21 protein-coding genes are annotated in these 23,619 nt (G+C 57.7%); 11 read left to right on the forward strand and 10 right to left on the reverse strand.

The genetic code is table 11. From position 1 onward, the window contains the following. The first annotated feature begins 21 nt into the window (after positions 1-21). Together GOQ25_RS13335 and GOQ25_RS13340 are read left to right on the forward strand one after the other, a co-directional pair. Positions 22-1,533, forward strand: a complete 1,512-nt coding sequence (locus GOQ25_RS13335; protein WP_160350973.1) for a cytosine permease — start codon at positions 22-24, stop codon at positions 1,531-1,533. A gap of 113 nt (positions 1,534-1,646) precedes the next feature. Continuing rightward, a complete protein-coding gene (locus GOQ25_RS13340) occupies positions 1,647-2,390 on the forward strand; it encodes a TorF family putative porin (protein WP_236844573.1) in 744 nt (247 codons plus the stop codon). A gap of 75 nt (positions 2,391-2,465) precedes the next feature. Here GOQ25_RS13340 and GOQ25_RS13345 read toward each other — a convergent pair whose 3' ends face one another. The 6 genes from GOQ25_RS13345 to GOQ25_RS13370 form a co-directional block, all read right to left on the reverse strand. Further along, complete coding sequence (locus GOQ25_RS13345) at positions 2,466-3,026, reverse strand: DUF1120 domain-containing protein (RefSeq protein ID WP_160350975.1); 561 nt, start codon at positions 3,024-3,026, stop codon at positions 2,466-2,468. A 4-nt stretch (positions 3,027-3,030) separates the two neighbouring features. Continuing rightward, positions 3,031-5,547, reverse strand: coding sequence for a fimbria/pilus outer membrane usher protein (locus GOQ25_RS13350; RefSeq protein WP_160350976.1), 2,517 nt, complete (start codon positions 5,545-5,547; stop codon positions 3,031-3,033). An 11-nt stretch (positions 5,548-5,558) separates the two neighbouring features. Further along, positions 5,559-6,296, reverse strand: coding sequence for a fimbria/pilus chaperone family protein (locus GOQ25_RS13355; protein WP_202109451.1), 738 nt, complete (start codon positions 6,294-6,296; stop codon positions 5,559-5,561). Positions 6,297-6,512: 216 nt separating this feature from the next. Then, a complete protein-coding gene (locus tag GOQ25_RS13360; protein ID WP_160350977.1) occupies positions 6,513-7,148 on the reverse strand; it encodes a DUF1120 domain-containing protein in 636 nt (211 codons plus the stop codon). A 256-nt stretch (positions 7,149-7,404) separates the two neighbouring features. Beyond that, on the reverse strand, positions 7,405-8,043 hold the full coding sequence (locus GOQ25_RS13365; RefSeq protein ID WP_160350978.1) for a DUF1120 domain-containing protein: 639 nt from the start codon (positions 8,041-8,043) through the stop codon (positions 7,405-7,407). A gap of 137 nt (positions 8,044-8,180) precedes the next feature. Next, on the reverse strand, positions 8,181-8,819 hold the full coding sequence (locus GOQ25_RS13370) for a DUF1120 domain-containing protein (protein WP_160350979.1): 639 nt from the start codon (positions 8,817-8,819) through the stop codon (positions 8,181-8,183). 669 nt (positions 8,820-9,488) lie between these two features. Between GOQ25_RS13370 and pagP the strand changes: the two genes are divergently transcribed. Continuing rightward, a complete protein-coding gene (gene pagP / locus GOQ25_RS13375) occupies positions 9,489-9,995 on the forward strand; it encodes a lipid IV(A) palmitoyltransferase PagP (RefSeq protein WP_160351004.1) in 507 nt (168 codons plus the stop codon). On the opposite strand, the gene GOQ25_RS13380 is transcribed toward pagP, so the two are convergent. Next, positions 9,992-11,473 (reverse strand): HAMP domain-containing sensor histidine kinase, encoded by a 1,482-nt coding sequence (locus GOQ25_RS13380; protein ID WP_160350980.1) that lies wholly within the window; start codon positions 11,471-11,473, stop codon positions 9,992-9,994. The two genes, pagP and GOQ25_RS13380, sit on opposite strands and share 4 nt — an antisense overlap. Beyond that, positions 11,473-12,186: a response regulator transcription factor gene (locus GOQ25_RS13385; protein WP_160350981.1), complete on the reverse strand. Its 714-nt coding sequence runs from the start codon at positions 12,184-12,186 to the stop codon at positions 11,473-11,475. Before GOQ25_RS13385 ends, GOQ25_RS13380 begins: the two co-directional genes overlap by 1 nt. 122 nt (positions 12,187-12,308) lie before the next feature. Between GOQ25_RS13385 and GOQ25_RS13390 the strand changes: the two genes are divergently transcribed. The 6 genes from GOQ25_RS13390 (at position 12,309) to GOQ25_RS13415 (ending at position 18,599) form a co-directional block, all read left to right on the forward strand. Then, entirely contained in the window at positions 12,309-12,941 is a 633-nt protein-coding gene (locus GOQ25_RS13390) for a cytochrome b/b6 domain-containing protein (RefSeq protein ID WP_160350982.1), read from the forward strand. A 12-nt stretch (positions 12,942-12,953) separates the two neighbouring features. Continuing rightward, positions 12,954-13,745 (forward strand): molybdopterin-dependent oxidoreductase, encoded by a 792-nt coding sequence (locus tag GOQ25_RS13395; protein WP_160350983.1) that lies wholly within the window; start codon positions 12,954-12,956, stop codon positions 13,743-13,745. A gap of 47 nt (positions 13,746-13,792) precedes the next feature. Beyond that, complete coding sequence (locus GOQ25_RS13400; protein WP_160350984.1) at positions 13,793-14,095, forward strand: pentapeptide MXKDX repeat protein; 303 nt, start codon at positions 13,793-13,795, stop codon at positions 14,093-14,095. A 98-nt stretch (positions 14,096-14,193) separates the two neighbouring features. Then, on the forward strand, positions 14,194-14,469 hold the full coding sequence (locus GOQ25_RS13405; protein ID WP_160350985.1) for a DUF4148 domain-containing protein: 276 nt from the start codon (positions 14,194-14,196) through the stop codon (positions 14,467-14,469). A gap of 338 nt (positions 14,470-14,807) precedes the next feature. Beyond that, positions 14,808-15,107 (forward strand): helix-turn-helix transcriptional regulator, encoded by a 300-nt coding sequence (locus GOQ25_RS13410; protein WP_160350986.1) that lies wholly within the window; start codon positions 14,808-14,810, stop codon positions 15,105-15,107. Positions 15,108-15,458: 351 nt separating this feature from the next. Continuing rightward, positions 15,459-18,599 (forward strand): ATP-binding protein, encoded by a 3,141-nt coding sequence (locus tag GOQ25_RS13415; protein ID WP_160350987.1) that lies wholly within the window; start codon positions 15,459-15,461, stop codon positions 18,597-18,599. On the opposite strand, the gene GOQ25_RS13420 is transcribed toward GOQ25_RS13415, so the two are convergent. Then, positions 18,596-19,261 carry a response regulator transcription factor gene (locus tag GOQ25_RS13420; protein WP_160350988.1) on the reverse strand — a complete coding sequence of 222 codons (666 nt, stop codon included), beginning with the start codon at positions 19,259-19,261 and terminating at the stop codon, positions 18,596-18,598. The two genes, GOQ25_RS13415 and GOQ25_RS13420, sit on opposite strands and share 4 nt — an antisense overlap. 294 nt (positions 19,262-19,555) lie before the next feature. Here GOQ25_RS13420 and GOQ25_RS13425 point away from each other — a divergent pair, with 294 nt between their 5' ends. After that, positions 19,556-20,860, forward strand: a complete 1,305-nt coding sequence (locus tag GOQ25_RS13425) for an MASE1 domain-containing protein (protein WP_160350989.1) — start codon at positions 19,556-19,558, stop codon at positions 20,858-20,860. After that, positions 20,838-21,668, forward strand: coding sequence for a carboxylesterase (locus GOQ25_RS13430; RefSeq protein ID WP_160350990.1), 831 nt, complete (start codon positions 20,838-20,840; stop codon positions 21,666-21,668). Before GOQ25_RS13425 ends, GOQ25_RS13430 begins: the two co-directional genes overlap by 23 nt. A 126-nt stretch (positions 21,669-21,794) precedes the next feature. Here GOQ25_RS13430 and GOQ25_RS13435 read toward each other — a convergent pair whose 3' ends face one another. After that, positions 21,795-23,603, reverse strand: coding sequence for an IlvD/Edd family dehydratase (locus GOQ25_RS13435; RefSeq protein ID WP_160350991.1), 1,809 nt, complete (start codon positions 23,601-23,603; stop codon positions 21,795-21,797). Between the last annotated feature and the right edge of the window lie 16 nt (positions 23,604-23,619).

Here is a 23,619-nt window from a genome sequence, read left to right on the forward strand (position 1 = left end):
TTAGTACAGGAGTGAGACACCATGCCCAAAAAAGCGCCTATCACGCAGATCGAGACCTTTGGCTTCGAGCGCATCCCGGACGCTTCGCGTTATGCCCGTCCTCGTGACGTCTTTCGCTTGCTGTTTGGCGGGTGTAATACGTTTTCGACCTCGGTCCTGGGAGCATTTCCCGTGTTGTTGGGCTTGTCGTTTCAGGCGGGCTTATGGGCGATCGTGGCGGGTGTATTCGCCGGCACGTTCATTCTCGCGCCCATGAGTCTGTTTGGCCCTTGCAATGGCACCAGCGACCCCGTTTCCTCTGGCGCGCACTTTGGCATCCACGGGCGGATCGTGGGCTCGTTTCTCGCATTGTTGACGTCCATCGCTTTCTTTTCGCTGGCCGTCTGGAGTTCAGGCGACGCGCTCGTGGGCGGTGCTCACACGCTGACCGGCCTGCCGGTCAATAACTGGACGCTGGGTTCTGCTTACCTGATCTTTGCGGTCCTCGTGCTCGTGGTGTGCGTCTATGGTTTTCGCTTCATGTTATGGGTGAACAAGATCGCCGTGTGGACAGCGAGCCTGTTGTTCCTGTTGGGCGCTTTCGCTTTTTATGATGTCCTGGATACGCATTACGCCGGTGTGCTGCAGCTGGGCACGCCGGGCTTTTGGGGCGCCTTCATCGCATCCGTGCTCGTGGCCATGAGCAACCCAGTGTCATTTGCTTCGACGCTGGGCGACTGGACGCGCTATGTGCCGGAGAACACGCCGCGCAGGCGACTCATGGCCTCCGTCTATGCCGCGCAGATCGCGACATTCGTGCCGTTCTTTTTCGGCCTGGCGACGGCCACGATCATCTCTACGACTGCACCAAGTTTCATCCAAGCCGACGACTATGTGGGCGGCCTTTTGGCGGTATCCCCCACGTGGTTTCTGCTGCCGGTTTGCCTGATCGCGATCATCGGTGGAATGTCCACGGGCACTACGGCGCTCTATGGCACCGGGCTCGACATGTCCAGCATTTTCCCCAAGGTGTTTGATCGCGTCCGCGCGACGGTGTTCATCGGCGTCCTAGCGATCGGGTTCATCTTTCTCGGCCGCTTTGCCTTTAACCTGGTGCAAAGCGTCTCGACGTTCTCGACCTTGATTTGCACCTTCAGCTGCCCGTGGATCGCCATCATGGTGATCGGCTATCTGCAACGACGCGGTTTTTATCTGGCTGATGATCTGCAAGTCTTTAACCGTGGCGGACGCGGCGGTCATTATTGGTTCACGCATGGGTGGAACTTGCGTGCGATCTGCGCGTGGCTGCCTGCAGCGTTTATCGGTCTGTCGATGGTGAATCTGCCGGGGCAGTTCGTAGGTCCGCTGGGCAGCCTGTTCGGCGATCTCGATCTCAGCGTGCCCGTGTCGTTCGTGACAGGCGGGGTGCTCTATCTGCTTGCGCTCTGGGTATGCCCGGAACCGGCCGCGGTCTACGGCCCGCGAGGAGGACGCTTTATCCGCGCGCCGGGAGAGCGCACTCGTGGCCACGTTCACAAAGCTGTCGCGCCATAGGCGTTTCAACGCCACGATACCAAGCTCGCATCTCAAGGACTCCGCCAGACTTCGGCGCCGGCATGGCGTCCCTCCCGCATAGGAAATTGCATATGCGCACTAGCTACATCGCAATGGCGTCAGGACTCGCGTTAAGCGTTTCATCATACGCTCATGCCCAGTCGCAAGGCGATAACACGCAGCCGGCGTCATACTGGAAGCCAGATCTCGCCATCGCGGCTGATTTCGCTAGCGACAGCATGTTCCGCGGGCAGTCTCAAACGCGTGGAAAACCCGGCATGACGGCGCAGGCTGTCACCAGCCTGGGACCGCTATATGCCGGCGCGATCTGGATGAACCGGGATTACGGCGCCCACGATCCGATCACGGCCGAGACGGATTACTTAGTGGGCGTCAGTCCGTCATATGGGCCATTTCGATTTGACTTTAATGCGCTACGTGTGCACTTCACGCACCAGGCGAGTTCGGATTATTGGGAATACAAGGCAGGCGCGGAAACGGACTTGCCCTTGGGAATTACCGCGGCACTGAACTATTACCACTCCCCCAATTACTACAACGCCGATAGTAAGGAAAACGTGTATGAGCTAACGCTGGACAAACCACTGAACACGCAGTGTTCGCTGTCCGGGTCGGCCGGCCTTGCGCGTTTCACCGGCCACGACGCGCCACACAGCTACAACTGGTTCGACGCGGGCATTGACTATCACATTACGCCAGACCTGAAAGCCGGCTTGAAGTACTACACCACCACGCTCGGCCGAGCCGACTGCGTGCCCTCGAACGCGTGCCATAGCCGCGTTGTGTTGGAACTATCCTGGTCCACGACGTTGCGATCGCTCTTGAGCAAGGGTTGATCGTTGTATCGAAAGTACGACGGCCCCGGGACGCGGTAGAGTACCGCGTAGCCTTCGGCGTTCGGCTGCGTCAAGCTAAGGCGTAAACAGCTGAAATACGGACGTATCCTCCCATTTGTTCGAGCGATTTCCCGGAGCCGGTGCCGTACTGACTTCAGTGTTGAGCTCAAGCTGAATACTGAGGGTTTTTCCGGGCTCCAGATATTGAGGCTGGACACGATCTCCCGCGGTCAATGTCGTGAGAATTTTGTCCGGGTCCTTGTTGGACACCAATGATATGGACTTTCCATCCAGCTGCGCGTTCAAGATGCGCAGGCTCACGTTGACCTTGCTGTCGGTTGGTGCGGCCGACGCCGAGTTATAGGATAGTCCGATCCGTTGCGGCGACTCGCATCGAGCCCATAATGTCACTACGCGCTCGCCAAGCGCCGCTTTGCCTTGATGCTCGCGACTGAGCAGCTCCACGCGAGCGATCGACCCATAATCGACGATCCGATCGCTGATCTCCAACGAGCATGCCGACGACTGAGCCAGGCTTGCAACGCTGGTCGTACATAGTACCGTCAGCAACGTGAACTTCAGTACGCGGGCTTTTACGTGAGACGTGCCGCGTGTCAGAAGGTGAAAGATTCTCATGTCATTATCCTTGCGCGGGTAAGCGGCAGACCGCATCCGCGGTTTCGAAGTACTTGTCCATATTCGGCTTTGCGCCGAGATCAAATACGAGCTCGCACTGTTTCGCGTTCGACAGCTCTGCGTGCAAAGCGGTCGACGCATTGGCATCGGAAAGAAAAATCTTGCCGTTGTTAAGTACGGCCGTCACAAAGTTCCCTTTGGCGTCCACGATCGAGGTTCCTTTCGCCAGCACGCCTCCGTTGGACATGCTCGTATTCAGGAGTACGCGCCGGGTGCTGATCACATCGAAGTCGACATGCTGCACCGTTCCTCTCGCCGCCTCAAGCTCGCGAAAGCCATTGTTCAAATCGACGTTTCGCGGCAGGGACGTGGTCGACACTTGCAGGCGGCTGGTTTGGAAAGGCGCCAGATTGGGAACGACCGCTTGCCCTTTCATATCGGTCCAGACAGGGCCTTGCGAAGTGGCGATCTTCACGCCCGACAGGTCGCCGACTTTCGCAATCTCGAATGTGTCATAGATAGGATATGGCGATAGCGTCACACCTGAAGAATGCACCGCAACCCCGCCACGCACTTGGCCGCTATACATCGTGCTGGTGTTGCCGTTTCTGGCCACACCGAGGTTGGCTTGGAAGTAGCGCGGCAGCAGATTCAGATTGCCCGATACATTAGTGGATCTATCCGATTGGTCGCGTTCAACCGCGAGTGAGTAGCCGACATAGTCGTTGACCTGCTCGCTAACGTCGGCGCCAGTACGGATCCGTCCATCAGTATGGTCCACATACGTACGCACCGAGCGTCCACCGAATGGAATGCTCACAGAGAGCAACGCGGTATTGCCGCTCGCGAATCTCCCGCCCGTACTATGCTGAAGATTGAGCGATACCGTTGCGGCTTTGAAAGCTTTGGTCCAAGATCCCGTGATGAATTGCGTTTGGCGGCCGTCGAAGGTCGTCGATCTCGAATACGAGCCCGTCACACTGCCGAAAGTTTCGTCGGACCAGCCCAACGAGCCGGTAAATTGCGTGCGATTGCGGGACAGATACCATTTGCCCGGGCCCTGATCCGTGACCACGTCCGATAAATCACGGTAGCCGGACGTTTGAATGGTGCCGCCCAGCCCGGCCGAGATGCTCTGCGTGATTTGCGTGCTGAGCGACACGCTCGTCTGCGCGCCACCCACATGCTTGTCTGTCGCGTAGGACGCCACCTGCCGCGCGCTGATGTTCGTCCCAGGCGTCAGACTGCGATTCGCTGCAAAGCCGGCAGCGTAATAATCCGACGCGGCCATGACGCCGGCGGTGATATCGGTTTTGTTATCCAGCGACCATGTACCCGTTCCGGTAGCCAGCAAGGGCTTGCGCGTGTTCGAACCTGAGCCGTAGGGCCGATACTGCCCCAGTGCGACCGAATAGCCGGGCACACCCCCCAGGTTTCCCGAGGTCAGTTCGGCCGCGGGAACGACAAAGGTTCTTCTAGCACCAATGTTTTCAATGACGGAGACGTGCAGATCGCTCGATCGGTTCAAGACGGGGATATCCGTCAGCGAAAAAGGTCCCTGGGGAACCACGGTGGAATAGATCAGCGTATCGTTCTGCCGCACCTCGATGCGCGCCGGCGAATTGGCAATTCCGTTGACTAGCGAAGGCCGCGCACGCCGGCTTTCCTGCAACGCCTGCTCGGGCATGAACTGTACGCCGGTGATACTGTCACTCGAAAACAAGGAGTTCGCGATGGAGATCTGGCCTGCCTGAAAAATCTGGCCCAGATCGGTAAAGGTCTTTTGCCCATATGCATACAAATGGTCGAAACGCGTGCGGCCCGAGCTCTCGACATAACTTTGGCGACTGCGCAACACCCAATCGCCCGCGTTCAAGCCCACCTCGGATTGCAAGTATCGAAACTGTTGAGATCCGCCCCGATATTGACTATGAGTCACCAGGGCGTCGTAGTTCAACATCGCAGCCGTACCGCCTGTCGCGTAGCTGCGGTGTGGCTCAACCTCTGATCGAATGGACTCGGTCGGTACGATCAGCCGAACTTCATCGCGCCCAGGATTGGGCTTGATGATCGTCGTCGGATACTGATTCAAAAACTCCGTACACGTGCCGTTCTTATCGGCTGACGAGGGGGAGCGCAAGCGTAGGCCTGCTCTATCCAGGAATTCCTGATCGAGGCAAACGTCTCCGTGCTCATCGAAGCGCGCCTTCACTGTACCGATGCGCCGATCGTTGACGAACACGGTCACACTGGAAACACCCTCTCGAAATCGGGCCCCGTGTTTAAAGTACTCGCCTACCTCGGTGCTCAGCCCGCGGCTCTTGAGCGCGTCCGAGTCGAATTCCACCGTAGCGGGAGTTGCGTGCACGAGGCCGGCGGTGAAACTCAACACCAGTAGACTCGCGGACAACGACGCCAGCGTACATCCGCGCGCGCGTCGCCAAGTTTGGCCTTGCTTGCAACGGCCAACGTTCGGCTTGATGGCGCGCACTCGAGGGTGCAGATCGATCAGATGTCCCATGTCAGTTATCGTCAGTGGGACGCTGACGTAGTCAGCTTGGCGTCATAGGTGCCGCCCGAAAAACCGTAAGTCGTGGCGGGGGTAAATCGCACGCTCGCCGGCTGTCCGCCCTGCGCGCTTGGCAAGGGATAGCTGAATGACTGATTTGGCAGGATATAGGTACGACCTAAATTCAACTTCGCGCCCGAGGGTTCCAACGAAGCGCCGGGACTTAGCCTCACGACGTACGAGCTCGGATTTTTTACGGTCAGCGATTTGCCGTCTGAAGTCCATTGCAGGCGCTTCCACGGCTCTGGGTCCACTGCCAGGCCGGCGGGTCGTACGATCAAGGGCAGGTTCTGCCGAAAGTTCATATTGATCCGTACGCCGGCTTTATTGTCTTTAGGCGGAATGCCGTCAAAGATCACGCGTCGCAGACGTTCGGTTTTCAACGGCTCTGGAGAGTTCACGATGAAGCGCACCAGTTGGGATTGCCCGCCTTCAACCCGTGCAACGGGGGGTGTGACGATCAACAAGTCTTCATCATCTTCCGGGATTCCCTGAATAGAGGTGTAAAGCAGCGCGGGGGTAGCATCCGTATTTTGAACAGTCATGCTGGCCTCGCCAGCGCCTTCGCTGACAATGACCACAGAGGTTTCGGGGCGCATGCCTGCGGCCTGCGCTTGCGGCGCGCCGAACGTCATGGCGAGCATGGCCATCGACGCTTGCAGTACTGCCAGTGGTAGTATCGATTTGCGTGATGTATTCATTTTTTTAGTCTCCGAATCCCGGACCAACCGGGACAGATTGCAAGAGCGATCTCGCGGAGGCCCGTTGCACAATTTTCAACGAGCCGAAATTGGCGCGCGCACGGCCCCGCCGGCCTTGATAAAGGCCATCGAGATACGAAATAGGGGAAAGAGGTTGCCCGGATTCAATGAGCGTTGACCGTAGCAACCTCGCGGCGCGAAGGCCTTGGGACCCGCTTACAGATAGACAAGTTCGAAGGTCGTCAGACCATCAAGCTTGATATCGCCCGTCAGAGGCAATGCACTGGCTTTTTCGACATAGGTGGCCATTTTCACGTCGGTAGTGACGAGCTTATGTGGCACCACTTCGCTGCCGCTGCCGTCCCCAAACCCGGACAATTTGTTGGGTAAAACTTCCGCGAATTTGGCAGGGTTTTTCCCGGATTCATCCATGCGAATGACATTGACCGTCTTGCCATCGCCTTTCGCGTTGACAAAGCTGACGGTATAGGCGCCTACATTGACGCCGCCGGCCTGGCCCAATCCGTACAAGTAGGTGCTATCTTTTCCGGTGCTCGCGATCGCAGTCCCTGAGCGCGCGTCAGTGGGCTTTATCGCAAACATTGTCGGCGCATCGCACGAGACTTGAATGTTCGCGCGAACATCGTCGCCAAGCAGCGTCGCCTTATCCTGACTCAACGAGCCGGAGGCGATCTTCCCATAGTCCACCGTCGTGCCACCAGGCATAGTAATCTCGCAAGAGGCAGGAAAGATGGTGCCAGTTACCTTCATCTGAACCGATGACGCCGCCGTGGCCAACATGGGCGAAAGCGCTGTAGCGGCAAGTGCGAGAGATAACAAAGTACGTTTCATGTGAATTCCTAGAGGGTTTGTGAATATGCCTGTCGGTATAACGACTTCGGCATGCAAGTATTTTCTCTAGACAGGATCTCGTTTCGAATAAGACGTGTCTCGTTTTGAGCCCTGCAGACGCACATCGCAGACACCGACTCGTCCTATTCTCGAGGCATCCCGTCGGCAGATCGCTATGCCCGAGATCCACGCAACTGCCTTTAAGGTCTACGCACAGCAACCGTGACAAGCACGCGATGCGCCAATGGAAGCAAGCCTACTCGTAGACAAGCTCGAACGTAGTCAGGCCATCAATTGGTGTCTCTTCGGTGATATGCAGCGCGCTTGCTTTTTGTACGGAAACATGCACCCCGAGCGTCGAGTCGTACGTTTTGTGCGGTGCTGGGGCCGTCTCCGATCGTGTCTGATATACAAATCTCGAGCCGGGCTCGGAGTAGGGATCATTTTTCGACACTCCCTTGCCCGGATCAATGCGCGATACATCGGCATCGATCCCATCGACGTGCGAGTTTAAGAACATGATGTGGTACCGACCTATGTTGACGGCACCAGCTTTTCCCAAACCAAAGTAGATCTGAGGCACCGACACGTCGTCCACAGCTGCCGTGCCGCTTCGTTCATCGATTGTCTTAATACTAACGATCGTGGGTGCCGGGCAGGTAATCTCGACTCTACCCAGCAATCCACCCGGACCGACACTCGTAGACTTGTCTGCGTTCAGTTGGCTTACGGGAATACGCCCCACGTCAATCACCGAGCCTTTTGACATGGAGATGTCGCAGGCGCCAGTGAAAATCGTGCCTCTCACGTCCATCTGAACGGAGGAAGCCGCCGAGGCGAGCAGCGGCGCCGCGGAAGCGGCAGCGCAAAGTAGAGTCAACAACGTACGATTCATGGAGCAATCCTTAGAGAGATGATTTCTGTCCGGGCACAGTGCCTCGAGCATGGCGTTATGCTCTGCGGAAAGAACCGGGTTCTCAATAAGATTTGTCTCGCTTTGTGGTGCCCTGCTGACGAACAACAAGGGACCGTCTACTCGTAGACAAGCTCGAACGTGACCAAACCGTCAATCGGCGTCTCTTCGGTGATATGAAATGCGCTGCCTTTTTCTAAATACACAGCCATTCCCACTTGGCCTTCGTAGACCCTGTGCGGGGTCTGCTCTTGGCTCTCTTCTGTTAAAAATTTCATTGTCCCGCCAGGAACCGCATAAGTTGAGCGCTCCGGAACGCTTTTCCCCGGGGCAAAGGTTCTTGCTCGTAGTTTCTCTCCGTCAGCCGTCACCTGAGAGAATAAAAATTGATACATCCCTATGTTGGTGTTACCGGCTTTACCCAACCCAAAGCCAGTTGCTGGCGCGTCTGGAGTCGCATCGGTAACGGCCGTTCCACTACGCTCATCAATGGTCTTGATACCGATTATTGTCGGCACCTGGCAGGTAACCTGAAAGTTCAGCGGCCAACCCCCGAAATAAATCCTCGCCTTATCTTTATTTAGAGCCCCTACCGCGTAGCGCCCGATGTTCACCGTCGAGCCCGCTGGCATGGAGATATCGCAAGCGCCAGGGAAAATTGTTCCCTTCACACCCATCTGGACCGCCGAAGCAGCCGAGGCGAACATGGGCGCCGCAAGGGCAGTGGCAAAGACCAGAGATAACAACGTACGTTTCATGAGCAGTTCCTTACGGAGATAAATTTATGTCCGGGCAATGTGCCCGAGCATGACGTCATGCTCTCCAGATCAAGGCCGGTGCTCAATAAGACTCGTCTCGCTTTGAGCCATATAGATAAACAACGCATGCGAAAGCGTGGCCGATCAATCGAGGCGCCCAGACCAACAGCGCCCTACTAAACAGGAATCCCTTTTCGTAATGAGACTAGTCTCATCGACTTGAACAGTGTGCGCTGCGACCATGTCGCCTGAAGCCATTCTTAAGTCTGAACGAACCCAACTGTGCATTGATGTCGGTATGACGCTCACGGCGTGATATCGCTTCGGTGTGGCCAAACCATGCATCGAACTTTTTCCTCTCGTCCTATCGTGCGCCATCTTGGTCCCATTCAGCGCATGCGCCGCCTCTTCGGTACAGATGCAGGTCACCGGCACCAATGAGACTGATCTCATCCTCTGGCCTGCATGCTCTGCGAGCATGATGCCCGGTCAAAACGATCCCCTTCTGAACAGCGAGGGGCGGGTTGATTCCCTATTGCAACTAACCATTCATTTGCGCGGCTGCTTGAGCGCCCACCGGGCGGCCCAGCTCGCGTTTACATCGATTTTCTGAGGAACCCTTTCGTGAGAAAAGCACTGATTGGATTTCTAATCTGGGCATGTGCCGTGATGCCAGTTTCCAGCCAAGCGCAAGACGCGTCGACTAACTGGTTACAACGCACCGGGGACCATCTCCAACATATCTGGACCACAGGCTCAAACGATCTGTACCTGAGCGGATGGGCCTGGCATAACCGGTCCGCCTATAGCGCCAAAAAGATACGCAGCTTCAATGAAACCGCTTGGGGCGGCGGATACGGACGAAGCATTTACGATCAGGACGGTGATTGGCAGGGGCTGTACGCGATGGCGTTTCTCGATTCGCATCGCAACGTGCAGCCCATTGCCGGGTACGGCTTCCTAAAGGTGGCCCACTTGCCACATAACTGGCGCCTGGGCGCTGGATACACGGTGTTCCTCACGGCCCGAAAGGATATCTTCAGCTATATCCCCTTTCCCGGCGTATTGCCGCTGGTATCCGTCGGCTACCGAGATGCGGCGTTGTACGCGACATATATTCCTGGCGGTGCGGGTGCTGGCAATGTCCTCTTTGCATTCGGGAGATGGTCTTTCTAAGCCGAAGACGGTGAGTGTGTCGTCGGTAGCGCGAACCAGAACACCGCTCCCTGACCCGGTTCATCGAGCAGCCGGATCTCACTGCGATGCAGCTGCAAGATGCGCTGCACGATCACCAGCCCGAGCCCACCGCTCTCGCGTTGTTGCTGACCCAGCGCCGACGCACGCGTGAACAAGCCCTCGCGCAGCGCCGTCGGGATACCCGGGCCATTGTCACTGACGCGCACTTCCACTGCCTGGCCCGCACTGCCCAGCCGTACCTGGATACAGGTGCCCGGAGGACTGTGCCGGATCGCATTGTCGAGCAGATTGGTCAGCACCCGCTCAATCATCCCCAGATCCGCGCGCACGGGCTGCAGATCGCGCGGAAACTCCGTAATCAAGCGCTGGCGGCGCGCTTCGGCTGCCAGTTCAAACTTCTGGATGACATCCTGCACCAACTCCTGCAGCGCAAAGGTCTCGAGATCCGGCTGCACCAAGCCGGACTCGAGACGCGCCAGTTCGAACAGTTCCTGCGCCAGGCGGCTGACCTTGCGGCTTTGCCCCAAGGCGATATCCAGGTAACGACGACGCTCGTCACGGCGCAGTGCATCGTCTTTAAATCGCAAGGTCTCCAGGTAGCCGTGCAGCGACGTCAGCGGCGTACGGAGATCGTGCGAAATGTTGGCGATCAGGTCGCGCCGTTGCTGGTCCTGGCGTGTCAGTTCACGCCACTGCTCGGCAATACGCTGCCCCATTTGTGAGAAGGCGCGTCGCAGCACTGCAATTTCATCGGCGCGCCCTTCGGTATCGCCGGCCCGGTACAGCGCGGCAGCGGCGGCACCATCGCCATCAAAATTGCGCACCGTGTGCGTCAGTGCACGCAAGGGCCGCGTGATCAACGCAAACGCCACCAAGCCGGCGGCCAACCCCAGCAGTCCAACCAGCAAAATCGACAGCAGCGTCGTGCGTAGAACGGCGCTGCCCGACAGCTTCGCGGCCAGGGCGTCATGGGCTTCTCCTTGCAGCACGACATAGACATAACCGCGATCTTGTCCGTCGACACGGATCGGCGCGGCGCTGAACACTTTGCGCAGCGTTGAGTGCCGCGGATCCACCCCAAGGATGGGCAAGGGGTCGCCGTCTAGAAATCGTCGCACCGGTTCCAGATCGACTTTGCTCTGTTTAATGCGCCCGAGAGGCGCTGCCTCGGCCTCAATGTGGCCGTCGCTGCCCAGCAGATAGACTTCGACAGAGGGATTGACGGCCATTAGTTGGGCGAACAACGTGCGCACGGACTCCGGCTTCCATCCCTCGGCGTCCATAAGCGCGCGACTGTCCGCAATGTGCCGAGCCAGATCGCTCGACAACTGTTGTACGACCTCTTGCTGATACCGGTCATTAGCAGCCACGTACAGCCATGCCGTAGCGCCGCAGCATGCCAACAACAACAGCGCGAATACAACCGAGAGCCGCTGAGTCAACGTCAGTTGTTTCATCAGGATTCTCCATCGTCCGGTACAGCAAATTTATAGCCGCGACCCCAAACTGTCAGGATGCGGCTGGGCGTTGATGGATATGCTTCAATCTTGGCGCGCAGCCGGTTGATGTGGGTGTTCACGGTGTGCTCGTAGCCTTCGTGCTGATAGCCCCATACTTGGTTGAGCAGGTCCATTCGCGAGAAAACCTTGCCCGGATGCCGCGCAAACAAATACAGCAGATCGAATTCACGCGGCGTCAGATCAAGTAGTCGTCCACCGACGACCGCATCACGCGCGATAGGATCGATCGATAAGTCCGCCACTTCCAGACGACCGGCATCCAGGCGGGCATTACGCTCCAACGCGTTCGCCCGGCGCAGCAGCGCCTTGATGCGGGCCACCAGCTCCAGCATCGAGAACGGCTTGGCAAGGTAGTCGTCAGCGCCGAGTTCCAGGCCAAGAATACGATGCACCTCGCTGGAGCGTGCACTGGCGATAATGATGGGCGTATAGCGCGCCGCGGCTCGAGCGCGCTTGCATATCTCGAGCCCATCAATACCGGGCAACATCAGATCCAGGACCAGCGCATCCCAGTGCCCCGATCCCAGCTGGCGCAGGCCAGCGTCGCCATCGGCTGCGTGCGTGACCGCATAACCTTCGTCGCGCAGGTGCAGTTGGAGCAGGTCCGCGATGTGAGCATCGTCTTCGACTATCAGTATGCGCTTGGACATTATGGTGGCAATTCACACGAATGGGATGCCTATTATTGTCGCCAATTACGGCCGAGGAGTTATCACATTTAATTTAAATTTACGTGAGGACTTCGCTATCAACCGCGGGCAAAAATGCCCCCATGGCAACTCCACTGCATCCTTACTCACAGACGGGCATGGCCGCGAGCACGCGGAACATTCATCCGGTCTGGCTACGCATCACACACTGGCTAAACGCGCTGGCGGTATCGATCATGATCACCAGCGGATGGCGTATCTATAACGCGTCACCGTTATACGAGTTTCGCTTTGCTGGGGGCATGACCCTGGGAGGTTGGTTGGGAGGTGCCTTGCAGTGGCATTTTGCTGGCATGTGGTTGCTCGCCGCCAACGGGCTGTTTTACTTGACCATGAATGTAGGCAGCGGTCGTCTTGTCCGCCGTTTCTTCCCCCTCTCGCTTCGTGCCTTCGCGATAGACCTTACCGCTGCGCTGCGCGGCCGACTGTCACATGTCGACCTTCGCCATTACAACGCCGTACAGCGCGTGGCCTATTTATTCGCCATGCTCAATATCGCCGTGCTGGTGCTGTCTGGTCTGGTGCTTTGGAAATCAGTGCAGTTCGACACACTGCGCGCGCTGCTGGGTGGCTATGAGACCGCGCGACACATTCACTTCATTGCCATGGCGTTTTTAAGCGCGTTCATCCTGGTCCACGTCCTGATGGTAGCACTGGTGCCGCGCACCCTGGCGGCCATGATCCGTGGTAAGTAGGAGAACCATAGAATGAGCATACGAAAACGCTCCACCTCACCCGGCCTGGACGCCCCAGCGATCTTGAAAGAGGCGCGCAAGCTGCTGTCCCGACGCATCGAGCAACCCACGCGCCGCGCCTTCTTGCAACGCACGCTGAGCATGGGTGGGCTGGCTCTCTTATCGGGTTGCAGCCTGAGCGATGAAAACAGTGTCGAGCAGGCTCTGGTGACCGTGTCCCGCTTTAATGACCGGGTGCAGGGCTGGATCTTCGATCCCAATCGCTTGGCTCCCACCTATCCCGACTCGATGATCACGCGGCCGTTTCCCTTTAACGCCTACTACGGAATCGAGGACGCGCCGCAGGTAAACGAGGCCGACTATCGCCTGGAGCTTTCCGGCCTGATTGCCGACAAACGGCCCTGGCGACTGGCACAACTGCGCGCCATGGCCCAAGTAGATCAGGTCACGCGCCATATTTGCGTAGAGGGCTGGAGCGCTATCGGAAAATGGGGCGGCGTGCGTTTCTCGGATTTTCTGCGCACCGTGGGCGCCGATCTGCAAGCCAAATACGTGGGCTTCAAGTGCGCTGATGACTATTACACCAGCATCGATATGCCTACCGCCCTGCACCCGCAGACTTTGCTCGCCCTGACCTATGACGGGCAGCCTCTGCCGCGCGAATATGGATTCCCCATGAAGCTGCGCATGCCAACCAAGCTTGGCTACAAGAACCCCAAGCATATCCACGCTATTTACGTGACCAACACGTATCCGGGCGGGTATTGGGAAGACCAAGGCTACAACTGGTTCGGCGGCAGCTGACAAGTTTTCAACCCGCGGCAGCGCCGCAACACACTGGAGTTTTCACCATGAAAAAAAGCGCAATTTATGCAGTCTCGTTGTGCATGGCCATGGCCGCCGGCAGCGCGTTTGCCGCCGACGGAATGCATAAGGACGGGATGTCCAAAGAAGGCATGTCTCAACACGCAGGCATGTCAAAGGACGGCATGAAAAAGGGCGAGATGAATAAAGCCAGCATGTCCAAAGACCGCATGTCGAAAAGCGGTATGTCCAAGGGCACCATGGGTAAGGACGGCATGTCCAAGGGCGAAATGTCCAAAGATTCGATGAAGAAAGAAGGAGCAATGTCTCAAGACGGAATGAAGAAATAATCCTCGAAGGCACCTCGCCCAGACGTTCGTACCAACAGGCGCCTGGGCGATTAGTTGCAGAACAACCCAAGATAGACCTATTTTTATCAAGATTGCCCATGAAGAAGAAACTCGCTATCGTCGCGATGACCCTATCCACCCTCACTATCGGCACTGCGGCGCACGCCGAAGAGCAGACTTATGTGCCTCCCACGCAGTCCACGATGACGCGATCGGAAGTGCTAGCCGATCTCGCTGCATGGCGCTCCGCTGGCTTGGCGGACGAATGGCACGGCGAACAGACGCCCGACATCGAAAGCCGCGAATATCGCGACAAGTTCGCGCGCTATCAGCAGCTGCGTATGCAACAGCAGTCCTCAAAAGGCAATGCTTAGCCGGGTTCTGGCCCACCCGCGGCGTTATGCGCCGTGGTCGTCTGTCGTCCGTATGGGCGACAACAACATTTTTAGTGCCACCGCCACGTTCTCCACGCGCGATCGGGCGTTCGTTTTCAGACAAATCCTATTCTATGGGGTACTAGGCGGTGGATATCGTTGAGAGGTGGCTTCCTCAGCCATTGAACTCAACGAACGGAGGTGACTAAATGAGAGTAATGAATCCGCCCCTTCATTCTGGGCCCGGTAGTGTCCATGGCAAATACCCGTCGTTGCGAGCAGGGGACTTCGCCTTGCCCAAGTCGGTCCATTCCGAACGCCCTATACCGCTAGAAGGTTTGCTGACACAAAAGGCGCAAATTCAACTTGGCAGGCTGGTACGCGGAGCTCGCCCCGGCGACATTCCGCGTGGTGGAGTAATTCCGAAGGAAGTTCATTATTTAGCCGTGCGCCATGGATGGTCCCTGCCCCGAGCGTGGCGAGAATATCTGTGGTTATCGAAAGCAGAAGTGGCCAAACGCGCAAAAATCAATGTCGACACCTATCACGCTTTGGAATCGAACTTCGCCAGCGTCAGCAAGGAAATAAAAATCTTCATCGCTTCGCTTTTAGGCTTGAGCGCGGAGCAGCTGGGCTAAACCCTTGTCGCTTGGTATGGATCCTTGGGCAAGGCCCATGGACGCCAGACTTCTCATGACCAGTGATGAGTGGTATAAGGCCTGGAGCGCCGCATCATGTCGATCGCTTTTTGCGTACTGTTGATATTGGCGGTCGGTGCCGCGCTATATTTTTTCACAGTCCGGCACCGGACCAGGAGAAAGCTATCGCATCTGCGCTACACGCTTGAGCTGATTGGCTGGCTGTCGATCTTGACCCCGGTATTTTTGTTTGTAATTTGTACGGCTTTACTTTAGAACGCGGCGGTGACAGCCCATTAGCAGTATCCGACCCGTATTCCACGCACGCCCCTTTTCGGCTGCACCACGTAGATGAATCGTTCACTGCTATGGTCAATAATAATAAGTATTTGCGCCGTCGCCGCGGTGGTGCTGGTACGGGTTTCCCAGCCGGACAGGGAGCCCACCAGCCATGGTCTGGAGACACTGAATAGTACGATCCACCTGTCGGCGGCCGATCGTAACCGGCTGCGCGACATGCCGGTTATTCGTGTCGGCTATGTACCAGATTGGCGACCGCTTTCGTTTCTAGACGGTGACGAAGTAAGCGGAATCGCGGGAGAGTACTTAAGAATACTGACCGAAACGCTGGGCATGCGGGTCGAGCTCGTTAAGGCGGACAGCATGATGGACCTGCAGTCGCTCATGCTCAAAAACGAGGTCGATCTGATTCCGCTCATGAGCCCGTATCACTCGGCCGGACGTCGATTCCTCTTCAGTGAACCGTATTTGATGTTGCCCGAAGTGTTTGTCACCCGGTCGCATCCTAATGGCCCGGACATGGCCAGCGCATTGGCTGGCAAAGTCATTTTGACTGCCGCGCCGGAGCTCACCCAGCAGAAACTTCGCAACTTGGTTCCCGGGGCCAGCATATATGGCGTCGCAAACGCCATCGAGGGCTTGGATCTGGTCCGAGACGGCCACGCAGATGCTTACGTAGGCAACGTGGCGGTCGTTGATGCGCTGATTCGAGGGCGTTATCAGTTTTCGCTCCAGATCGCCGGCCAAGCGGGCACCGTCTTGCCATTGAGCGTCGCTGTCTCGGAACGCTACGCGTGGCTCATGCCGTTGGTGGATCGCACGCTGGATGCCATTCCCGACACCACAAGGCGGCAAATTCTGAATTCCTGGACGGCAGTCGTCTACGACCCGTCAAAGGTCAACTGGCGCCGTGTTGCGGAGACCTTGCTGCCTGCGGGGCTGGCCGCTGCATTAATTCTCAGCGCGCTCTTTTTCGCCTTTGTGAAGTATCGCCGAGAGGCCTTGCAAAGGCGCGAGGCAGAGGCAAAGCTCAATGCCGTCACGCGACATCTGCCCGCGGTGGTATTTCAAGCGCGCAAAGAAGGCGCAGACGATCTGGCATTCGATTACGTCAGCGGCAATTCTGCGGACATATGGGGTCTGGAGCCGGAAACAATGCGCGCCAATCCCTGGCTGTTCCTCGAGAGCATTGATGAACGCGATTTGGATTCCTTTCTAGCAGCCCAAAAACAGGCGGTAGAAAAGTTCGAGCCGTTCTTGCTGGAATTTCGCGTGCGCCGCGACGGGCAAACCCTGCGTTGGATTAGGGGCAACGCCGTACCTACCCGTTCTGTAGACGGCGCGGTTGTCTGGTGCGGCTATTGGGTGGATATTTCCGACATCAAGCTTCAGTCGGTGGAGTTGCAACTGGCCCGGGACGCTGCCGAGCAAGCCGCTCAAAGCAAGGCCCACTTCTTGGCGACGATGAGCCACGAGATACGCACGCCATTAAATGGGGTGATAGGCATGCTGGAGCTCATCCGTCGCAGCGAGCTCCCGCCCGAGCAGGCGTCTATGTTGGCAACCATCGACGATTCGGCGAGCAATTTGCGGCGTCTGCTCGACGAGATTTTGGACATCTCGAAGATTGAGGCGGGCCACCTGCAGCTCGATATTCAGCCGGTCGACCTGCGGGCGATAGCGGCTGATGTCGTCCTGCTATTTAATGCCTCGGCGGTTTCCAAGGGCCTGTCGCTGACACTACGCGTGGACCAAGGTGTGCCCTGGCTGGTGCGCGCCGATGCACTACGTCTGCGCCAGATCCTATCGAACTTGGTTAGCAACGCGATCAAGTTCACCAATGAAGGCGAGGTGGCAGTGAGTATCACTGGTGCAGCCGCCTTGGCTGGAGCCGACATGACCACCGTACGGGTCATGGTCACCGATACGGGCATAGGCCTGGGCGACGCGACCGCCGAGGAACTCTTTGCACCGTATACGCAGGGCCCTCATGGGCACGATGCTGGCGATGCTCCTAGCGGCACCGGGCTTGGTCTGTCGATTTGCCGCAGAATTGCTGATGCGATGGGTGGCGAGATCACGTTGCGCGCGGGGCCGCAGGCATGCGGGGCGCAGGCGACCTTAACGCTGAACTTACCGATTGAAAAGCGCGCATTGATCGACAGCGTGCCCTATGCCGAGATCTACTTTGCGATAGACGATGCAGAGACAGATCAACTGCTGCATCGTTGTATGGAGGTACTGGGGTGCACGTCGCGGGTGCGTGGTCGATCGCGCGCTGAGGCGCTTCACGACGCGTCTTGGATTGAGTTCGCCTGTCACGCGGGAGAGTCGGCCCTCGTTGTTCGCGCGTCGGATCGGGCCGAGGCAGTCACCCTCCATATCGATGAGTCACTATTGCAATGGCGAGAGCTCTTAGCCTGTCTGCAAGGACATGACAGCGACTCGATGGCAGCGCCAGCAACCCAGACCGAGGTAAAAAATTACGCCTACGATGTACTAGTCGCGGAAGATCACGATGTCAGTCGACGCCTGCTCGTGAGCCAATTGCAAAAGCTCGGCTGCAATGTAACCGCGTGTGAGGACGGAGAGCAAGCATGGCAGTTTTTGATCCGTGGTGGCAAATTTGATGTGCTGATTACCGACGGTCATATGCCGAGATTAGGCGGGCTGGCCCTCTTGAAGCGTCTGCGCGAATCGGACGTACCGGCCTTGCGGCAGCTGCCGGTCTTGTTGTTGTCGGCGACCCCCCTACCCGTACCAGAGACCCCGGCAGGCAGCAAAGCAAGCACTGCGCTCCTGTTGAAGCCAGCCAAAATCAAGGACTTTAGCGATGCGTTCAATAAGCTCGCGGCTCAGCCACCCGCCATCGCATCAAACATTCGTGTCAGCGACTCGGTGACTTTACCACGAGAGACGGTATTGGAGTTTGTCGAGGCAATTCGCGCGGATCAATCCGTTCTGGAGAAACATTTAGCCGCCGACGACCGCCACGCGATGCGCAGATGGGTGCATAGGCAAGCTGGCCCATTGGCGATACTAGGTTTGAACGAGCTGACCGACCAGGCGGAGAATGTCGAACGCGCCTTGGACAAAGACCACCATGACGCGATCGCGGCGGTCATCGCGTTCAATCAAAGCTTATCGGAGCTAATTGCGCGAGTGACGGCATCCGCGGGCAGTTTGAATTAGCGCTCGAAATTATTCTGCAGATATTCGTACAGCTGGGCGTCATTCGTGAGGCCCAATTTCGCCATAGCAGCTTTTTTTTGTGCACTAATGGTTTTCTTGCTGCGGTTTAGCACTGCGGCGATTTCTGACACTTTCATACCGCTGCGCAGGAACCGCAGCGTCTCGATTTGCCGGGGCGACAGCACCGATTGCGCATCTTCGCAGTCAGAGTTGATTTGCGCTTCGCTGGTTTCCTCGAGCAGAGTCGCCAACTCGGGAGACAGAAAAGGACGATCCTTGATGGCGGCTTCGATCGCGAGCGCCAGGTGCTCATGTAGTCCGCGCTTGCCCACGATGCAGCGTACGCCCAGGGCTTGAACGCTTCGGATCAGCGCGGCATTGGTCAGCATAGTCAATACGACGATTCGGATGGATGGGTACAGCTGACGCAGGCGGCGCAGCAATCGCAGCCCGTCCTGCCCACCATCGTCCATGGCAAAGTCCGTGATGACGACGTCGACGTGCTCCGTACTGTGCAAAACGTCGAGCAACTCCCCACCTGATGACGCCTCGCCAACCAACCGGAAACGTATGGGCTGTTCCGCTAGAAACGCTTTTACTCCGACGCGAACAATCGGATGGTCGTCCGCGATCACAATATCTAAGGCCGACAGGCTCATCATCTATTCCATGTGTTAATCGCCCAGAGCACAGCTAGGCCCTTGCCAGAGTTGCTGCGTACTGCCGTAGTTCAATAATAAATGCATTCAATTTACCCTCGGAGGCGGCGTGTCTGCCCGTCCCTCGTCGCAAGGTCTTATATCGAACAACTGGACCATTTGATGCAGACTCGTCTGATCGAAATGCATGTTTCCTTACCTCATGCTATCTCAGCCGTTCGCGTAAAGACTAATTGAAGGTAATTATTTTGGCGGATATAACGTGAGACTTTCTATACTTTCCTCGAGCTGCACCTTATGAACGACACTCGCGCACTACGTATTCTCCTTTTTGTGAGCGTTTATGGTGCGCTTGCGTTCTACTGCATGACGCTTTTAGACCCTCGCGGCTATTCTAATATGCTGTGGCCGGCGGGGGGAATCGCGTTTGGTACGCTGATGGTCAGCCGCAGACGCGAGTGGCCTATGTGGATATTGCTGGCGGGCGCCTTGCATTTTGCCGCGGGCCTGATCAGTGATCGTCCCATCAGTGTATCGGCGCTCTATTCCGTGGTCGACATGATCGCCTTGCCCTGCGGCGCCGCACTCTGGCGCTGGGGCGTCAAGCATCGCGCGGAGGGGCTCGCGACGCCGCGCAACTTAGTGTGGTTCTTTGGAGCGATTGTCGTCTCCGGCGTCGTCGGTTTATGCCTTTGCATTGGAGGCCTGACCCTAGCGGGCTTCACGCCGACGACCTCGTGGGCCGTCTGGACCGTCGCCGAAATGGTCGGCTGTCTGGTGGGCGCACCGTTGGTGGTCACGTGGTCGAGATTCCAGCCGAAGATCTCTGGCGACGCCAGTCTGCGCAGATTTTCGATGGGCGCCGTCTGGCTCGCGTTATTGGTGGTGACCGCCACGATTGCGTTCGATGGTCCGACCGCTATCGCGGTATTGGGCAGCGCACGCTACGAACTATCCTATCTGCCGTTGCTTTTTGTCGTACTGCTGGCGCTCACATGGAATCAAAGCGGTGCCACGGTCGGGATTCTGATTCTTGCCCTGATTGCGATAGAACAGACCAATCAGGGCGAGGGTCCGTTCGGGATCATGAATACCTACCGAGATACCAGCCTGATCGAGGCACAGGTCTACATCGGCGCGGCAGCGATTCTGGGACTGATCATGTCCGCATTGATCGCCCATAGCCGCAAGGCGTATGACGCCATGCACGCCAGAAGCGTTGAAATAGAAGCAGCGCTCGTGGGCAGCCAACACCTCATGTATGTCTATGATCCGGCTGCAGGAACTCTCTCTTGGGAGGGAGATGTAGAGACAGTTCTGGGCATCCCACGGGCCAGCATTCAAACGCTCGACAGCCTGATGGCGCGTGTCCATGAAGCCGACCGGCCCGCGCTGCAGACCGCGCTGCAAGAGCGACTTTCGAATCCCCTGGCGCCGATTGTCTTGCCTGTCGAACGCTATCGATTCGCCGATGCTGATGGTGATTGGATCACGATTTCCCATGTTGGATCAGCCATCGCCGATAGCAATAACTCCGTGTATCGCGTGGCGGGTTTAATCAGCCGAGTGACAGAATCCCATGACCGACGCCAAGACCGATGAGACGCCCTCGCCGGCTACGGGCGTGCTGTTGATCCATGGCTTGGGCGGCACGCAATATGATCTGGGCGCGCTGCTAAAGGCGTTACAACGCGCGGGCACACACGTACAGGCTCCGACCCTGCCCGGTCACGGCACCCGGCCAGAAGACCTACTACACGTCAGCGCGGAAGACTGGCTCACGGCGGTACACCACAAGTATCAGGAAATGCTGCAAACCCACGAGACCGTACATATCGTGGGAATGTGCATGGGTTCGCTCTTGGCGGTCGAACTCGCCAAGCGCGTGCGTCACCAGCGCGGCAAGCTGGCCGTGCTCGCCGCACCCATCTATATCGACGGGTGGTCTACCCCCTGGTACCGCGGCGTGCGCCATGCGCTTAGCCGGCTGGATTATTTCTGCCGCCGCATCAAGATCATGGAAGAAGAACCGTTCGGCATCAAAAACAACTTGCTGCGTGCCATCGTTAAAAAGAAGCTCGACGCCGGCGAGAGCTTTCATTATGGCTGGGTGCCCTTGGCAGCGGTAAGGCAGGTGGATCGGTTGCGAGCATGGGTCACCCGCAACCTGGACCATATTCAGTGTCCGACCTTGGTCGTGCATGCGCGCGAAGATGAACTCACGTCGCTCAAATCCGCGCAGTTCCTGATGTCCCAGCTCACCCATGCCCCCAAGCAACTAGAAGTGCTGGAGAACAGCTACCACATGATCTGCGTCGACAACGATCGTAACCAGGTGGTCAAGAGTGTGTTGGACCACCTCGGCCTCGCGTCGGCGCGCCCTTCCGCGTCGCCGCCGGAGAAAAACTAGCATCCAGCGTGCGCATTCTGGAGTTATAGATATGCTCGCGCATGGCATCGCGAGCTTGCTCGGGCCGCTGCTAGCGGATCGCGTTGTAGATCCGTTCGCGCCTTGTTGCACGCGCTGGTCAATGCGTCAATGATTATGACGCGACTCACCCCGTGTTTCCAAGATGTTCACATACAGCGTGGCTGGCTCCAGGCATGCGCCGCTGCCGTGCTGCCCGACCAGGCTGCGATAAATCTCCTCCCACGGAGTCTGGTGCTGCAACGTCGGCGCGACCCACGCGTCGCGCCTGCGGGCAAGCTCATCCTCCGGCAAAATCACGTCCACTTTGCGCGATTTCAGATCAATGCGAATCTTGTCGCCCGTCTTGAGCAGCGCAATACCTCCGCCGACAGCCGCCTCCGGCGAAACGTTGAGGATCGATGGGCTCGCCGAAGTGCCGCTCTGCCTGCCATCGCCGATTGTCGGCAATGTTTTGACTCCGCGCTTGAGTAATTCGGCGGGTGGCTGCATATTGACGACTTCCGCGCCGCCCGGATAACCGACCGGTCCGCAGTTACGGATAACAAGAACGGAGCGATCGTCGATATTAAATTCCGGATCGTCGATTCGCGCATGATAATCCTCTGGCCCCTCGAACACGACAGCACGACCCTCGAACACATCCGGGTTGTCTGGATCAGACAGAAATTGCTTGCGGAAAGCGGAATCGATCACGCTAATCTTCATCACGGCACTGTCGAAAAAGTTGCCCGACATGACGACGTACCCGGCCGCCTCTTTCAACGGATTGCCGAAGGCACGAATGACCGTACGGTCGGGCTCTGGCACTGCCGCAAGGTCTTCGGCCAGCGTACGCCCCGTGACCGTTCTGACCTCGGTATGTAAACGTCCCGCCAACATCAGTTCCTTCATGATCGCCGGCACACCTCCCGCGCGATGAAACGCCTCGCCAAGAAACCGACCGGCCGGCTGGCAGTCGACAAGTAGCGGAATCTCCGGCCCAAGGCGCTGCCAATCGTCAAGCGTGTGGTCTACCCCCATGTGCCTCGCAATTGCGACTACGTGAATCGGACAGTTCGACGATGCGCCGAGCGCCGCTGCGGCAACCACGGCATTCTCGAACGCGGCCTGGGTCATAATGTCGGACGGCCGCAGGTTCTCGGCCACCATCTCGACGATCCTCTGCCCTGTGCGATACGCCATCCACCCTCGCTCGCGATAAGGCGCGGGAATCGCGGCACACCCGGGTAGCGACATGCCCAGGGCCTCGGCGAGCGAATTCATCGACAGCGCGGTGCCCATCGTATTGCAGTGCCCCACCGACGGTGCGGAGGACGCCACCATGTTCATGAACGCGTCATAGTCGATCTCGCCCGTGGCGAACCGCTTGCGCGCATCCCACACGACTGTGCCAGAGCCCGCCAGACGCCCCTGGTACCAACCGTCGAGCATCGGTCCACCAGAAAGCACGATCGATGGAATATTCACGGTAGCCGCCGCCATCAGACAGGCCGGCGTGGTCTTATCGCAGCCGGTCGTGAGCACCACCCCGTCGATGGGATAGCCGTGCAGTATTTCGACTAGACCAAGATACGCGAGGTTGCGATCGATCGCGGCCGTCGGGCGCTTGCCGGTTTCCTGGATCGGATGCACAGGAAATTCGAGGGGAATTCCACCTGCGTCACGGATGCCGTCCCTGACTCGCTTGGCCAGGTCGAGATGATGCCTGTTACATGGCGCAAGGTCCGAACCGGTTTGCGCGATGCCAATAATCGGTTTGCCCGACTGCAGTTCCGCGCGGGTGATACCAAAGTTCATGTACCTCTCGATGTACAGAGCGGTCATGCCTGGATCGGCGGGATCGTCAAACCAGCGACGGCTACGCAGGCGGGGAAGACTCCCCGTGGCAGCCGACAGATGTTTTCCTGTCGTCATGGTACGCACGTTCCTT

Origin of the sequence: Bordetella sp. 15P40C-2, from assembly GCF_009763235.1 — a bacterium.
Classification (GTDB): Bacteria; Pseudomonadota; Gammaproteobacteria; order Burkholderiales; family Burkholderiaceae_B; genus Bordetella_A.